At 62.2% G+C, this 13,846-nt stretch carries 15 protein-coding genes and 1 tRNA gene; 8 read left to right on the forward strand and 8 right to left on the reverse strand.

What is annotated here, in order from left to right; genetic code table 11:
- Positions 1–88 precede the first annotated feature (88 nt).
- Positions 89–427, forward strand: coding sequence for a P-II family nitrogen regulator (locus ACN5W5_RS04230; RefSeq protein ID WP_226466551.1), 339 nt, complete (start codon positions 89–91; stop codon positions 425–427).
- Between the two features lie 27 nt (positions 428–454).
- On the opposite strand, the gene ACN5W5_RS04235 is transcribed toward ACN5W5_RS04230, so the two are convergent.
- Genes ACN5W5_RS04235 through ACN5W5_RS04245 form a run of 3 tightly spaced genes read right to left on the reverse strand, consistent with a single transcriptional unit; the run spans position 455 to position 2,051 of the window.
- The gene (locus ACN5W5_RS04235) at positions 455–1,042 is read right to left on the reverse strand and encodes a TIGR00730 family Rossman fold protein (RefSeq protein WP_420047305.1); all 588 of its coding nucleotides are present in this window, start codon (positions 1,040–1,042) and stop codon (positions 455–457) included.
- A gap of 24 nt (positions 1,043–1,066) precedes the next feature.
- Entirely contained in the window at positions 1,067–1,465 is a 399-nt protein-coding gene (locus ACN5W5_RS04240; protein ID WP_420047306.1) for a diacylglycerol kinase, read from the reverse strand.
- 40 nt (positions 1,466–1,505) lie between these two features.
- Positions 1,506–2,051, reverse strand: a complete 546-nt coding sequence (locus tag ACN5W5_RS04245) for an RDD family protein (protein ID WP_420047307.1) — start codon at positions 2,049–2,051, stop codon at positions 1,506–1,508.
- A 264-nt stretch (positions 2,052–2,315) separates the two neighbouring features.
- Between ACN5W5_RS04245 and ACN5W5_RS04250 the strand changes: the two genes are divergently transcribed.
- From ACN5W5_RS04250 to ACN5W5_RS04275, 6 genes are all read left to right on the forward strand, one after another.
- Positions 2,316–4,091, forward strand: a complete 1,776-nt coding sequence (locus ACN5W5_RS04250; protein ID WP_420047308.1) for an acetolactate synthase 3 catalytic subunit — start codon at positions 2,316–2,318, stop codon at positions 4,089–4,091.
- A gap of 109 nt (positions 4,092–4,200) precedes the next feature.
- Positions 4,201–4,692, forward strand: coding sequence for an acetolactate synthase small subunit (gene ilvN / locus ACN5W5_RS04255; RefSeq protein ID WP_068168656.1), 492 nt, complete (start codon positions 4,201–4,203; stop codon positions 4,690–4,692).
- Positions 4,693–4,842: 150 nt separating this feature from the next.
- Positions 4,843–5,859 carry a ketol-acid reductoisomerase gene (gene ilvC, locus ACN5W5_RS04260; protein ID WP_420047309.1) on the forward strand — a complete coding sequence of 339 codons (1,017 nt, stop codon included), beginning with the start codon at positions 4,843–4,845 and terminating at the stop codon, positions 5,857–5,859.
- A 124-nt stretch (positions 5,860–5,983) separates the two neighbouring features.
- Complete coding sequence (gene pssA, locus ACN5W5_RS04265) at positions 5,984–6,793, forward strand: CDP-diacylglycerol--serine O-phosphatidyltransferase (protein WP_420047310.1); 810 nt, start codon at positions 5,984–5,986, stop codon at positions 6,791–6,793.
- A gap of 235 nt (positions 6,794–7,028) precedes the next feature.
- The gene (locus ACN5W5_RS04270; RefSeq protein WP_420047311.1) at positions 7,029–8,570 is read left to right on the forward strand and encodes a 2-isopropylmalate synthase; all 1,542 of its coding nucleotides are present in this window, start codon (positions 7,029–7,031) and stop codon (positions 8,568–8,570) included.
- A 175-nt stretch (positions 8,571–8,745) separates the two neighbouring features.
- Positions 8,746–9,993 (forward strand): serine hydrolase, encoded by a 1,248-nt coding sequence (locus ACN5W5_RS04275; RefSeq protein ID WP_420047312.1) that lies wholly within the window; start codon positions 8,746–8,748, stop codon positions 9,991–9,993.
- A gap of 74 nt (positions 9,994–10,067) precedes the next feature.
- On the opposite strand, the gene ACN5W5_RS04280 is transcribed toward ACN5W5_RS04275, so the two are convergent.
- The 4 genes from ACN5W5_RS04280 to ACN5W5_RS04295 all read right to left on the reverse strand — a co-directional run bounded on the left by ACN5W5_RS04280 (position 10,068) and on the right by ACN5W5_RS04295 (position 12,888).
- Positions 10,068–10,871, reverse strand: a complete 804-nt coding sequence (locus ACN5W5_RS04280) for an IclR family transcriptional regulator (protein ID WP_420047313.1) — start codon at positions 10,869–10,871, stop codon at positions 10,068–10,070.
- A gap of 92 nt (positions 10,872–10,963) precedes the next feature.
- The gene (locus ACN5W5_RS04285) at positions 10,964–11,701 is read right to left on the reverse strand and encodes an arginyltransferase (protein WP_420047314.1); all 738 of its coding nucleotides are present in this window, start codon (positions 11,699–11,701) and stop codon (positions 10,964–10,966) included.
- Complete coding sequence (gene aat, locus ACN5W5_RS04290; protein ID WP_420047315.1) at positions 11,698–12,468, reverse strand: leucyl/phenylalanyl-tRNA--protein transferase; 771 nt, start codon at positions 12,466–12,468, stop codon at positions 11,698–11,700. Before aat ends, ACN5W5_RS04285 begins: the two co-directional genes overlap by 4 nt.
- Before the next feature lie 48 nt (positions 12,469–12,516).
- Positions 12,517–12,888 (reverse strand): VanZ family protein, encoded by a 372-nt coding sequence (locus tag ACN5W5_RS04295; protein WP_420047316.1) that lies wholly within the window; start codon positions 12,886–12,888, stop codon positions 12,517–12,519.
- Positions 12,889–13,037: 149 nt separating this feature from the next.
- Here ACN5W5_RS04295 and ACN5W5_RS04300 point away from each other — a divergent pair, with 149 nt between their 5' ends.
- On the forward strand, positions 13,038–13,700 hold the full coding sequence (locus ACN5W5_RS04300; protein WP_420047317.1) for a hypothetical protein: 663 nt from the start codon (positions 13,038–13,040) through the stop codon (positions 13,698–13,700).
- Between the two features lie 68 nt (positions 13,701–13,768).
- On the opposite strand, the gene ACN5W5_RS04305 is transcribed toward ACN5W5_RS04300, so the two are convergent.
- A tRNA-Asn gene (locus ACN5W5_RS04305) sits at positions 13,769–13,844 on the reverse strand.
- Positions 13,845–13,846 lie beyond the last annotated feature (2 nt).

Genomic DNA, 13,846 nt, shown 5'->3' on the forward strand with positions numbered 1-13,846 from the left:
GCGCGGGTTTGTCCTTCCTGCCCTGTGGGCGAGCAGGCCTTGGGCATAATCAAAAGCCATCGATACCCGACCCGCATTGGAGACCCCCATGAAGCAGATCACCGCCGTCATCAAACCGTTCAAGCTCGAAGAAGTGCGCGAGGCCCTGGCCGAGCAGGGCGTGACGGGCCTGACCGTGACCGAGGTGAAGGGGTTTGGCCGGCAGAAAGGCCACACCGAGCTCTATCGCGGTGCCGAATACGTGGTGGATTTCCTGCCCAAGGTGAAGCTGGAAGTGGTGGTCAAGACGGATGACGTGGAGCGCTGTGTGGACGCCATCGTGCGCGCCGCCCGCACCGGCAAGATCGGGGATGGCAAGATTTTCGTGACGACGGTGGAGCGTGTTGTGCGCATCCGCACCGGCGAAGAGGACGAAACCGCGGTCTGACGGTGCGCCCCTTGCGCGACGACGGTTTCAGATCGCTTCGAGCTGCGCGGCTGGCGCCAGACCGGCGTCCTGAACCAGACCCGGCAGCAGGCGCTGCAGGTCTGAGTCCATGCGGATCAGGTTCATCTGCCAGGTGCCCATGAACTGCTGCTCTACGGTGCTGTGCAGGAACTGCATCAGGCCGTCGTAGTAGCCAGCCACATTGAGCAGTCCCACAGGCTTGTCGTGGTAGCCGAGCTGGCGCCAGGTCCAGACCTCGAAAAATTCCTCGAACGTTCCGATGCCGCCGGGCAGGGCCAGAAAGGCGTCGGCGTGTTCGGCCATCAGGCGCTTGCGCTCGTGCATGGTCTCCACCACATGCAGTTCGGTGCAGGCGTGGTTCGCCCACTCCTTGTCAACCAGCGCCTTCGGGATGACGCCGACGACACGCCCGCCCGCATCCAGCGTGGCCTGCGCGACGGTGCCCATCAGCCCGTTGCAGCCCCCGCCATAGACCAGTTGTCCACCATGGCGGCCGATCCACTCGCCCACTGCCCGCGCTGCTTCGGTGAATTCGGGTCGGCTGCCGGGGCGGGATCCGCAGTACACGCAGAGGGAAAAATGGGGATCGCTCATCGAAGGAGTTCCGTTTGAAGATGCTCAGGTCAAGGCGGTCCAGAGCGCTGCGCTCCAGATCCCGGTGCACACCAGCAGGCTCAGCAGCACAGCGGCGCTGCCCATGTCTTTGGCGCGTTTGGACAGATCGTGCCACTCGGGGCCGATGCGGTCGATGGCGGTCTCGATGCCGGTGTTGAGCAGTTCCACCACCATCACCAGGACCACCGAGCCAGCCAGCAAAGCGACCTCGACCCAGGTGCGGCCCAGCCAGAAGGACAGCGGCACCAGCACCATGGCCGCGAGGGCCTCCTGGCGGAAGGCCGTTTCGTGCCAGCCTGCACGCAGACCCGCCATGGAATAGCCGAAGGCGTGCCACATGCGGGCCAGGCCGGTGCGCTGTTTCTGGGCGTTGGTGGGTTCGCGGTGTGTTGTGTCGGTCATGTTTCAGGCGTGTCCGCTGAGCGGTGGTTCCCGCGATGGCTCAGGCGGGTCTCTTCTGGGCTTTGACGGGCTGAGGCGGTTTGAAATGAACCAGGCGCGTGCCCGCCAGCGCGTCGTGCAGGAACTGCCGCTGGGGATGGAAGCGTGAGAGCAAGGCCCAGATGGCCACCCAGCCGATCACGATCACCGTCAGCTCGCCACCAGGCAGACCGAACGCGCCACCCACGGCCAGCGGTGGCAGGAACCACAACCATGACAGCACGTAGCGCCCCAGCGCGCGCGCTTGCGTGATCGGTCGGCCTTGCCGGTCCACCACGCGGATGTTCCAGGTTTTCATGGCCAGCGTCTGTCCTTTGGCCCAGAACCAGGTGAAGTAGATGCCGAACACCACGAACAGAAAGGCCTGTTGCATGTGGCGGTTGTCAAGCGCGTGCCGGGTCTGCGTCAGTGTGGAAAACAGATAACCCGCGATGAATACCACGCCAAACATCAGCATGCCCTCGTAGAGCCAGCAGGCCATGCGGCGCGCGATCGGTGGGGCGGTGAGGGCGCCTGTTGAGGGCGCTGGAGAGGCGGCTTCGGTCATTTTTTGTGATCAGGACGGGCACTGGATTGTCGCATTGCGGCCCATGCCAACCTGTTTTGTTCCAATGCTCAAGTCGCAGGCTGGTGCAATGGCGTGTTGCAGTGCGATAATGTCAGGCTGCAATTCAAAAAGGCAAACGGGTCAAGGTCCGGCGGGGTATGTGTCCGCTCATGTCCATTGGCCTCAAGTCCTGACACCGCTTCACAAGAGTGGGTGGAGGGGCACCCAAGGTATTTCGTCAGAGAAATTCTCGAAAGGTTCATCATGGAAATCAACAAGGCCGAGCTGGCCTCCGCTGCTGCCGCCCACGGCGCAGCCACTCAAGAACTCCGCGGCGCAGAAATCCTCGTCAAGGCCCTTCAGGCCGAAGGCGTGAAGTACATCTGGGGCTATCCCGGCGGTGCTGTGCTGCACATCTACGACGCGTTCTACAAGCAGGACACCATCCAGCACGTGCTGGTGCGCCATGAGCAGGCCGCTGTGCACGCCGCCGATGGCTATGCACGCGCCACTGGCGATGTGGGCGTGTCCCTGGTCACCTCGGGCCCCGGCCTGACCAATGCCGTGACCGGCATCGCCACCGCTTACATGGACAGCATCCCGATGGTGATCATCGCCGGCCAGGTGCCCACGGCCGCGATCGGTCTGGACGCCTTCCAGGAGTGCGACACCGTCGGCATCACGCGTCCCATCGTCAAGCACAACTTCCTGGTGAAGGATGTGCGTGATTTGGCCATGGTGATGAAGAAGGCCTTCCACATCGCGCGCACCGGCCGTCCCGGTCCCGTGGTGGTGGACATTCCGAAAGATGTGTCCTTCAACAAGACCGCTTACGCCGGTTACCCCGAGTCGGTCGAGATGCGTTCGTACAACCCGGTGCGCAAGGGCCACGGCGGCCAGATCCGCAAGGCCCTGCAACTGCTCCTGACGGCCAAGCGTCCCTACATCTACACCGGTGGCGGTGTGCTGCTGGGCAATGCGGTGCAGGAACTGCGCACTCTGGTGGACTTGCTGGGCTATCCCGTCACCAACACGCTGATGGGCCTGGGGGCCTATCCCGCCTCCGACCGCAAGTTCCTCGGCATGCTGGGCATGCACGGTACGGTCGAGGCCAACAACGCGATGCAGAATTGCGATGTGCTGCTGGCTGTGGGCGCGCGCTTTGATGACCGCGTGATCGGCAATCCCAAACACTTTGCGCAGAACGAACGCAAGATCATCCACGTCGACATCGACCCGTCGAGCATTTCCAAGCGCGTCAAGGTGGACGTGCCCATCGTCGGTGACGTGAAGGATGTGCTGACCGAGCTGATCAACATGGTGCGCGAAAGCAGCACCCGGGCCGACGAAAAGGCGCTGGCGGGTTGGTGGGAAGCCATCGAAGGCTGGCGTTCGACGGACTGCCTGAAGTACGACCGTGGCAACAAGGACGTGATCAAGCCGCAGCACGTGGTGGAAACGCTCTGGAACATGACCAAGGACGCCGATGCCTACATCACGTCCGACGTGGGTCAGCACCAGATGTGGGCCGCACAGTACTACAAGTTCAACGAGCCGCGCCGCTGGATCAACTCCGGTGGCCTGGGCACCATGGGCGTGGGCATTCCCTACGCCATGGGCATCAAGCTGGCCAAGCCCGAGAGCGAAGTGTTTTGCGTCACCGGCGAAGGCTCGGTGCAGATGTGCATCCAGGAACTCTCCACCTGCCTGCAATACAACACGCCGATCAAGATCGTGGCGCTGAACAACCGCTATCTCGGCATGGTGCGCCAGTGGCAGGAACTCGATTACGAGGGTCGTTACAGCCACAGCTACATGGATGCGCTGCCCAACTTCGTCAAGCTGGCCGAGGCCTACGGCCACGTCGGCATGCTGATCGAGCGGCCACAGGACGTGGAAGGTGCGTTGCGCGAGGCGCGCAAGCTCAAGGACCGCACGGTGTTCATGGACTTCCGCACCGACCCGACGGAAAACGTCTTCCCCATGGTGCGCGCCGGCAAGGGCATCACCGAGATGACGCTGGGCGCCGAAGATCTCTGAGCTTTTCCCCCTGCCACCCCGAGTGGCAGTCCCTTCGACGAATCTATTTGCAGCCAAGCCTGCGCATTACCGTGCGCAGGGGAGGGCTCAGAAAAGAGGAATCTCATTCATGAAACACATCATCGCTGTCCTGCTCGAAAACGAACCCGGTGCGCTCTCGCGCGTGGTGGGGTTGTTCTCTGCGCGGGGCTACAACATCGAATCCCTTACCGTGGCTCCCACGGAAGACCCCAGCCTCTCGCGCATGACGATCCAGACCACCGGTTCGGACGATGTGATCGAGCAGATCACCAAACACCTGAACCGGCTGATCGAAGTCGTCAAGGTGGTGGACCTGACCGAAGGCGCCTACACCGAACGTGAGCTCATGCTGGTGAAGGTGCGTGCGGTGGGCAAGGAGCGCGAGGAAATGAAGCGCATGGCCGACATCTTCCGTGGCCGCGTCATCGACGTGACGGAGAAGAGCTACACCATCGAACTCACCGGCGACCAGGGCAAGAACGACGCTTTTCTGGAAGCCATCGACCGGGCGGCCATTCTGGAAACGGTTCGCACCGGTTCCTGCGGCATCGGTCGGGGTGAGCGCATCCTGAGGGTTTAGATAAGCCCACCCCTGCGCCGCTGCGCGGCTTCCCCTCAAGGTGACGGCGCCAGTGGCCCGGCGAAGCCGGTTCCACGGCACCCGCTGGATAAGTCACTTCCGCTGGTTACCATTAGCGGTTTTTTTCAAGATTTCAACTGGAGCAACCTCATGAAAGTTTTCTACGACAAAGACTGTGACCTGAGCCTGATCAAGGGCAAGACGGTTGCCATCATTGGCTACGGCTCGCAAGGCCATGCACACGCCCAGAACCTGAACGACAGCGGCGTGAAGGTCGTGGTCGGCCTGCGCAAGGGCGGCGCTTCCTGGGACAAGGTTGGCAAGGCCGGCCTGACCGTGATGGAAGTCAACGATGCCGTCAAGGCCGCTGACGTGGTCATGATCCTGCTGCCCGACGAGCAGATCGCCGAGGTCTACACCAACAACGTGGCGCCCAACATCAAGCAGGGCGCTTCGCTGGTGTTCGCCCACGGCTTCAACGTGCACTACAACCAGGTCGTGCCACGCGCCGATCTGGACGTGTGGATGGTTGCTCCCAAGGCCCCCGGCCACACCGTGCGCAACACCTACACCCAGGGTGGCGGCGTGCCCCACCTGATCGCGATCCATCAGGACAAGAGCGGCAAGGCCCGCGATCTGGCCCTGAGCTACGCGATGGCCAACGGTGGCGGCAAGGCCGGCATCATCGAGACCAACTTCAAGGAAGAGACCGAGACCGACCTGTTCGGCGAGCAGGCTGTGCTGTGCGGCGGTGCCGTCGAACTGATCAAGATGGGTTACGAGACCTTGGTGGAAGCCGGCTACGCCCCCGAAATGGCGTACTTCGAGTGCCTGCACGAACTCAAGCTCATCGTCGACCTGATCTACGAAGGCGGTATCGCCAACATGAACTACTCGATCTCCAACAACGCGGAGTTCGGCGAGTACGTGACCGGCCCCGAGGTGATCAACGAAGAGTCGCGCAAAGCCATGCGCAATGCCCTGAAGCGCATCCAGAACGGCGACTACGCCAAGATGTTCATCCAGGAAGGCCGCCTGAACTACCCGAGCATGACCGCCCGCCGCCGCAACACCGCCGATCACCAGATCGAAGTGGTGGGCGCCCAGCTGCGCGCCATGATGCCCTGGATCGCCAAGAACAAGCTGGTCGACCAGACCCGCAACTGATCTGGCTTTCCGTTTGCACAAGGGTCACTTCGGTGGCCTTTGTGTTTTCTGGGGTCCATGCACTGGCTTACACTGCCAGCCTGCGCTCTGCGCGCTCCATTGCGGCTGACGCCAAGAACCACCCATGCACGACGGATCCGATCCCCTGAACGAACCCAGCGCCGACATCCCCAGGCGCCGCAAGGGCATCTACATGCTGCCCAACATGATCACGCTGGCCGCTTTGTTCGGCGGGTTCTACGCCATCGTCATGGCCATGAACGGTCGTTTCGATCTGGCCACGGTGGGCATTTTTGCGGCCATGGTGCTGGACAGCCTGGATGGCCGTGTGGCGCGCATGACCCATACCCAGAGCGCCTTCGGTGAGCAGATGGACTCGCTGTCGGACATGGTGTCGTTTGGCGCCGCTCCCGGGCTGGTGGCCTATGTCTGGGTGCTCAAGGACATTGGCCGCTGGGGCTGGATCGCCGCCTTCGTCTATTGCGCTTGTGCGGCGTTGCGTCTGGCGCGTTTCAACGTCAACACCGGCGTGGTGGACAAGCGCTATTTCCAGGGCTTGCCGTCGCCTGCAGCGGCCGCGCTGGTGTCCGGGTTTATCTGGCTGGCGACCGAGCTGGAACTCGACCGGGCCGACTTGACCTGGCCCATGTTTGCGCTCACGCTGTACGCGGGCCTGACGATGGTGACCAATGTGCCGTTCTACAGTTTCAAGGACCTGAGCCTCAAGAAGAGTGTGCCGTTCGCAGCCATCGTGCTGGTGGCTCTGGGCATTGCGGTGATCAACATCCATCCGCCCACCGTGCTGTTCGGGCTGTTTGTGGTTTACGGACTGTCGGGTTATGCGATGTACTTCTGGCGCAAGGCCAAGGGACGTCCGACCAGCGTCATCAGCACCTCCACCGATGAGCCCGACGAGCGCGGTCTGCACGAATAGGATCCGCGCATGATGCCCATGGTTTTCCTCCATGCGGAATACCCAGGCTTTGTGATACATTGCTTGGCATGAAACAAGTTTCGCTTTCGCTACTACTGGGTGTCCGACACGGGCAGGTCTGGTAACGCGAGAGTGATTTCCAACAACGGCCCGTTTGCACCCGCAGCGGGCCGTTTTGTTTTGGACTGCGGGTTTTTTCAAGCGCTGCCCACGAGGCAACCCACCGGAGAATCACATGACGGACAAGCTCATCATTTTTGACACCACCTTGCGTGACGGCGAGCAGTCGCCCGGCGCGTCCATGACCAAGGACGAGAAGCTGCGCATTGCACGTCAGCTGGAGCGCCTGAAGGTTGATGTGATCGAGGCTGGTTTTGCCGCCAGTTCCAATGGTGACTTTGATTGTGTGCATGCCATTGCCAACACCATCAAGGATTCCACGGTGTGCTCGCTGGCCCGCGCCAACGACCGCGATATTGCCCGTGCGGCCGAGGCGCTCAAGGGTGCCAACAGCGCCCGCATCCACACCTTCATTGCGACCAGTCCGTTGCACATGGAGAAGAAGCTGCGCATGACGCCTGAACAGGTGCTGGAGCAAGCCATCCAGTCGGTGCGTTTTGCCCGCAACCTGTGTGCCGACATCGAGTTCAGTCCTGAAGACGGCTACCGCAGCGACCCGGATTTTCTCTGCCGTGTGCTCGAAGCGGTGATCAATGAAGGTGCCACCACACTCAACATCCCGGATACCGTGGGCTACGCGATTCCCGAACTGTATGGCGAGTTCATCCGCAGTCTGCGTGAGCGCGTGCCGAACTCCGACAAAGCCATCTGGTCGGTGCATTGCCACAATGATCTGGGCATGGCCGTGGCCAATTCGCTGGCCGGCGTGAAGATTGGCGGTGCGCGCCAGATCGAGTGCACCATCAACGGTTTGGGCGAGCGCGCGGGCAACTGCTCTCTGGAGGAGGTCGTGATGGCGGTGCGCACCCGCCGCGATTATTTCAACCTCGATGTGGGCGTGGACACCACGCAAATCGTGCCGGCCAGCCGCATGGTCAGCCAGACCACCGGTTTCGTGGTGCAGCCCAACAAGGCGGTGGTCGGTGCGAATGCCTTCGCGCACGCCAGCGGGATCCACCAGGACGGGGTGCTCAAGGCACGCGACACCTACGAGATCATGCGCGCCGAGGACGTGGGCTGGGCCGCCAACAAGATCGTGCTGGGCAAGCTCTCCGGCCGCAACGCCTTCAAGCAACGCCTTCAGGAGCTAGGCATCGAGATGGAGTCGGAGAGCGAGATCAACACCGCTTTCGCCGCGTTCAAGGAACTGGCTGACCGCAAGAGTGAAATCTTCGACGAGGACATTCTGGCGCTGTGCAGCGATGAGAGCGTGAGTGCTGAAAAAGAGCAGTACGGGCTGGTTTCCCTCTCCCAGCGCAGCGAAACGGGGGAGCGCCCGCACGCTGAGGTGGTGTTCACCATCGCGGGCAAGGAATATCAGGGCATCTCCGACGGCAACGGGCCGGTGGATGCTTCGCTCAAAGCCATCGAAAGCCACGTCAAGAGCGGGGCCGAGCTGGTGCTGTATTCGGTCAATGCCATCACGAGTGGTTCGACCGAAAGCCAGGGCGAAGTGACGGTGCGCCTGCAGCACAGCGGGCGGGTGGTCAATGGCGTGGGCGCCGACCCGGACATCGTTGTGGCGTCGGCCAAGGCCTATCTGAGCGCGCTCAACAAGCTGGAAAACAAATCCGACAAGGTTGCGGCTCAGGGTTAAAGCCAATGGAATCAAGGACTTGTAACAAATTCAGGTGATATACGTGAAACAGATACCAAAAGTAGCACCTGTTCCACCGTTCGCTGAAGAAGACGTCGCAAGTTTTTGATATTGCTAGTTTTTTTGACATCTCATATACTCCGCTCCAGCACAACCCGCGCGCTGGAGTGGAGCGATGACTTATTTCCCTGACTGCTTTCAGAAAACCTTGCAGATTGCCGTCTGTACGGTGCTGGCTGCTGCATTGCTCACGCCGATGAGTGGTCAGGCTGCCTCTGAACGAAAGCAGTCCGGAAAGAGCAAAAAGCCGGTGGCCACCAAGGTGGTCGAGCGCAAGAAATCGACCACCCGGAAGACCGCTGTGGCCAAGGCGCCGCGCAAACAGGTGGTGGCGACCAAGGGCAAGCGGCTGAGCCGTGAAGAGGCCCGTCAGATCCAGCGCCTGGAGGCGCGCAGGCTGGCCAAGACGCCGATGACGGCCACGGCCCGTCGCCTTGAGGCGCGCAGGGCCAGTCGTCTGGCGCGCAGCAACAAGGGCAGCATGCAGCTTGCGGCGTACCCGCGGGCAAGCCGCTCCAGCATGGTCCGTGTGGCGAGCCTTCCGAGCCTGTCCACCGGTGAGCGTCTGGGTTTGCGTTCAGTGAACGACCCGCTGGAACTCAACTCCAGCGTGGCGCTGGTGATGGACCAGGACACGGGCGAAGTGCTGTTCAGCAAGAACGATTCGGCGGTGTTGCCCATTGCTTCGCTGACCAAATTGATGACGGGCCTGGTGATCGCCGATGCCAACCTGCCGATGGACGAAATGATCACCATCACACAGGATGATGTGGACACCCACAAGGGCAGCCGATCCCGTCTGGCCGTTGGCACCACGCTGAGCCGAGGTGAAATGATGCACCTGGCGCTGATGTCCAGTGAAAACCGGGCGGCCAATGCCCTGGGGCGCACCTATCCTGGTGGCCTGGCGCATTTTGTCCAACTGATGAACGCCAAGGCCCGTGATCTGGGCATGATGGACACTCGCTATGTCGAGCCTACCGGATTGATGAGCCAGAACCAGTCCAGTGCCCGCGATCTGGCCACGCTGGTGTCGGTGGCCTATGAGCGCCCGATCCTTCGCGACCTGTCCACGTCGCCCAGCCACCTGCTGGAACTGGGCAACCGTACCCTGCAGTTCAACAACTCGAACCGCCTGATCCGCAACCCGGATTGGGACATCGGTCTGCAAAAAACCGGCTACATATCAGAAGCCGGGCGTTGCCTGGTGATGCAGGCCAAGGTGGGCGGTCGCAAGCTCATCATGGTCTTCCTGGATTCGGCCGGCAAACTCGGTCGGGCGCAGGACGCGGAACGGGTTCGCCACTGGGTCGAGGCCCAAGGCGCCAGCCAGCGACTGATGGCCAGCAGACCGCAAGGTTGATCGATCTGCCTGTCTGTAGCCAGCCATAAAAAAAGGGACTCCGCAACGGGGTCCCTTTTTTTGCTTTTGCCGGATCAACGGCTATTGGCGATGGCGGCCGTTGCCTTCGGGCAACCCAGAGAGACCGAGATGTCGGCGGCGGTTGCACGCAGCTTCGGCACCCAGCTTTCGTCAATGCGGTCGGCTGGCGCAGAAATGGACAACCCGGCCACCAGTTTGCACTGGTCGTCGTAGATGCCCGCGGCCATGCAGCGCACGCCGAGCTCCAGTTCCTCGTTGTCTCGGGCCAGCCCGGCCTGGCGACACTGGTTGAGTTCACGCTCCAGGGTGGCCAGTTGCGTCAGGCTGTTGCGCGTGTTGCCGGCCAGGCCGGTGCGAGCGGCGTAGGCGCGAACACGCTGGGGGTCATCGGCCGCCAGGAAGAGTTTTCCCACCGATGTCAGGTGCAGGGGCGCACGGCCGCCGATGGCGCGCACGACTTGCATGCCCGAGCGTTCGCTGTAGGCGCGCTCCACGTACACGATTTCGTCGCCCTGGCGCACACTCAGGTTGACCGGCTGCTGGATCAATTTGTGCAGTTCGCGCATGGGGGCGAGCGCCGCGTCGCGCACGCTCAGGCGCGCCTTGACCAGATTGCCCAATTCGAGCAGCCGCATGCCCAGTCGGTAACTGCCTGCCTCGGGCCGGTCGACGAACCGGCCGATCGTGAGGTCGTTGAGGATGCGGTGAGCGGTGGAAGGATGGAGCCCCGTCTTTTCGCTGATGTCCTTGAGTGAAACAGGTTCTTCGCGTGCTGCCAGCACTTCGAGGAGGTTGAACATGCGCTCAATCACCTGGACGGTCGGCGTGCTGGGGAGGGAGTCTGGACGTTTGGTCATGGCTGCAAGAGGTTGACCTGTATTTTACAAGATGAAATTGCGTGGCACGAAGGTGCAACCACCCACCGCGGGTGCGGTCGGTTGCCAGGCGATCAGGCAACCGGGACCCAGCTGCCGTTGAGCAGGACTTCGTGTGGCCGAAAGCCCGCCTTGTAGCTCATCTTGCTGCTCTGCGCGATCCAGTAGCCCAGGTACACATGGGGCAGGCCGAGGGAACGGGCCTGTTCGATTTGCCAAAGCACACTGTAGGTGCCGTAACTCGCCTTGTCGTCAGGCTCGTAGAAGGTGTAGACCGCCGAGAGTCCGTCGTTGAGAACGTCCACGATGGACACCATCTTGAGCCGGGCCGGACGGCCGATCGCCGCCGGTTCATAGAACTCGACGAGACGCGAATTGACCCGGCTCTGCAGCAGGAACTGGGTGTACTGGTCGATGCTGTCGTGGTCCATGCCGCCGCCCGCGTGGCGGCTGTTCTGGTAACGCAGGTACAGCTGGTAGTGCTCGGGGATGAAGCAGAGCTTGAGCACCCGGGTGTGCAACTGGTCGTGGTTTGCCCGGCTGCGACGCTGGCTGCGGCTGGGCTTGAACTGGGCCACCGGCAAGCGCAGGGGTACGCAGGCCTTGCAGTCATCGCAGTTCGGGCGGTAGGTGAACATGCCGCTGCGGCGAAAACCGTGCGTTACCAGATCCGAATAGGCATCGTTGTTGATCAGGTGGCTGGGGGTGGCGACCTGTGATCGGGCCATGCGGCCCGCCAGGTAGCTGCACGGGTACGGTGCCGTGGCGTAAAACTGCAGCGCCTGCAGTGGAAGTTCTTTGAGGTGGGTCACGCTCGTTCGCCGTCTTCGGAGAGGAGGTGTTTCCAGTATACGGGCTCGAAGCGCCAAACCGGCGCCGGTTGCGGCGTGGCCTGTTGCAGGTGTCGGCTGAAGACTTCGCGCGGCATCAACTGTCCACCCAGAGACGAGAGGTGGGGTGTGTCCTGCTGGCAGTCGATCAGGGGAATGTCCTGTGCCCGGCAGAACGACACCAGCGCCATCAGTGCAATCTTGGAGGCATCGCTCTGGCGGCAGAACATGGACTCACCAAACACCATGGCGCCCAGGTTCACGCAGTACAGACCGCCGACGAGCTCGCCATCGATCCAGGTTTCCACGCTGTGCGCCCGGCCCGCCCGATGCAGCTGGATGTAGGCCTGCACCATGGCGGGCACGATCCAGGTACCGTTTTGACCATCGCGGGGAATGTGCGCGCAGGCCTGGATCACCCGGTCAAAAGCGCTGTCGAAACGAACTTCCAGCCGGTTCTGCAGCAAAAGCTTGTGGATCGTCTTTCGCAGGGAGCGGTGCAGCCGCACGGCATGGCAGTGCAGCACCATGCGTGGATCGGTGCTCCACCACAAGATGGGCTGTCCGGCGCTGTACCAGGGGAAGATGCCCTGGGAATAGGCGGCGACCAGCGTTGGCACGTCCAGCACGCCACCGGCGGCCAACAGACCGGGGGCCGGATCGGCAGGTCCCCAGGCTTGTTCAACCGGAGGGAAAACGTCACCGGGTTCAAGCCAGGGCAGTGCGGGCAAGGTGGGCGAAGACGACATGCCGCTATTGTGCTTCGCCGTTTTCACCCGATGCCAGAGAACCTGCCATCAACCCTGGTGCCGGACATGGCGGGAAGCCGCAGCGAGCAGCCGGCGCAACGGCCAGCCCAGGCCGCCACCGAGCACAATGCCCACCGCGTCGGCCAGCAGGTCCAGCAGATCACCCTGTCGCCAGCCCGTGGCTGACTGGGCGAACTCGATCGCGCCTCCCAGCAGCAGCAACCCCAGGCACAGTCGCAGGGCCGGGGTGGCGGGATATGCCGCCAGTCCCAGCACCGTGAGGACGAGAAAGCCTGCGGCGTGCTGGGTCTTGTCCCAGATGTCGAAGCTTTGTGGTGGCAGGTAGGCCACCGGCAGCAGGGACAGCACGACCACCGCCATGGTGCTGAGCCAGAACGATGTCTTGAGCAGGAGGGACATGGAGCTTCTCGTCGGGTAGGGTGCTGATGCCCCCCTATTTTGTTTTGCAGTGTACCGACGAACCGTGTGGTTTCTTGAACTGACCAAAGGGTCGGAGTATGTTGAGCCTCGCGTCGAGCTGTCTGCGACGTCAAGAAAAGGAGACTGTCATGCAACTTCGGATCCAACGTGCCGTTCTGCTTTTGCCCATGGCTGTTCTGGGTGTGAGTCTGTCGACACCCGCGGTGTCGCAAAACGCGATGAGCTTTTTTCTGACCAGTGCCAACCCGGGGCAGGGTGCAGACGTCGGTGGGCTGGCGGGCGCCGATGCCTATTGCGAGAAGCTCGCCGCCGCTGTCAACGCGGGTGGCAAGAACTGGCGTGCCTATCTCAGCGCCACGGCGAGTGGCGGAAGCCCCGCCGTGAACGCCCGCGACCGCATCGGCCGTGGACCCTGGCACAACGCCAAGGGCGCGCTGGTCGCGGCCAGCGTGGATGAACTGCATGGATCCAACATGCTCAACAAGCAGACGGCGCTGACCGAAAAAGGCGAGGTCATCAGCGGCCGGGGTGACCCGGTCAACATGCACGACATCCTGACCGGATCGACACCAGACGGGCGCGTGGCCATGGCGTCGGGTGACACGACCTGTGGCAACTGGAGTCAGAGCGGCGCTGGGTCCGCCGTCGTTGGTCACCACGACCGCATGGGTCTGGACGACTCCGCACCCGCCAAGTCGTGGAACGCGTCGCACGGCACACGGGGTTGCGGCATGGACGCGCTCAAGGCCACCGGAGGGGCAGGGCTGTTCTATTGTTTTGCAGCGAACTGAGTTGTCATCAGGCAAGAAAAAAGCACTTGGGTCGTGAGACACAAGTGCTTGATTCGATTCCAAATTTCTGGCTCCCCGACCTGGACTCGAACCAGGGACCTGCGGATTAACAGTCCGTCGCTCTACCGACTGAGCTATCAGGGAAC

Source organism: Hydrogenophaga sp. ZJX-1 (assembly GCF_048590325.1).
In the GTDB taxonomy this organism is placed as follows: domain Bacteria; phylum Pseudomonadota; class Gammaproteobacteria; order Burkholderiales; family Burkholderiaceae_C; genus Hydrogenophaga.

Coding starts and splice junctions, on each gene's coding strand:
- ACN5W5_RS04230 (WP_226466551.1), top strand. CDS start 89: ATGAAGCAGATCACCGCCGTCATCAAACCGTTCAAGCTCGAAGAAGTG.
- ACN5W5_RS04235 (WP_420047305.1), bottom strand. CDS start 1,042: ATGAGCGATCCCCATTTTTCCCTCTGCGTGTACTGCGGATCCCGCCCC.
- ACN5W5_RS04240 (WP_420047306.1), bottom strand. CDS start 1,465: ATGACCGACACAACACACCGCGAACCCACCAACGCCCAGAAACAGCGC.
- ACN5W5_RS04245 (WP_420047307.1), bottom strand. CDS start 2,051: ATGACCGAAGCCGCCTCTCCAGCGCCCTCAACAGGCGCCCTCACCGCC.
- ACN5W5_RS04250 (WP_420047308.1), top strand. CDS start 2,316: ATGGAAATCAACAAGGCCGAGCTGGCCTCCGCTGCTGCCGCCCACGGC.
- ilvN (WP_068168656.1), top strand. CDS start 4,201: ATGAAACACATCATCGCTGTCCTGCTCGAAAACGAACCCGGTGCGCTC.
- ilvC (WP_420047309.1), top strand. CDS start 4,843: ATGAAAGTTTTCTACGACAAAGACTGTGACCTGAGCCTGATCAAGGGC.
- pssA (WP_420047310.1), top strand. CDS start 5,984: ATGCACGACGGATCCGATCCCCTGAACGAACCCAGCGCCGACATCCCC.
- ACN5W5_RS04270 (WP_420047311.1), top strand. CDS start 7,029: ATGACGGACAAGCTCATCATTTTTGACACCACCTTGCGTGACGGCGAG.
- ACN5W5_RS04275 (WP_420047312.1), top strand. CDS start 8,746: ATGACTTATTTCCCTGACTGCTTTCAGAAAACCTTGCAGATTGCCGTC.
- ACN5W5_RS04280 (WP_420047313.1), bottom strand. CDS start 10,871: ATGACCAAACGTCCAGACTCCCTCCCCAGCACGCCGACCGTCCAGGTG.
- aat (WP_420047315.1), bottom strand. CDS start 12,468: ATGTCGTCTTCGCCCACCTTGCCCGCACTGCCCTGGCTTGAACCCGGT.
- ACN5W5_RS04295 (WP_420047316.1), bottom strand. CDS start 12,888: ATGTCCCTCCTGCTCAAGACATCGTTCTGGCTCAGCACCATGGCGGTG.
- ACN5W5_RS04300 (WP_420047317.1), top strand. CDS start 13,038: ATGCAACTTCGGATCCAACGTGCCGTTCTGCTTTTGCCCATGGCTGTT.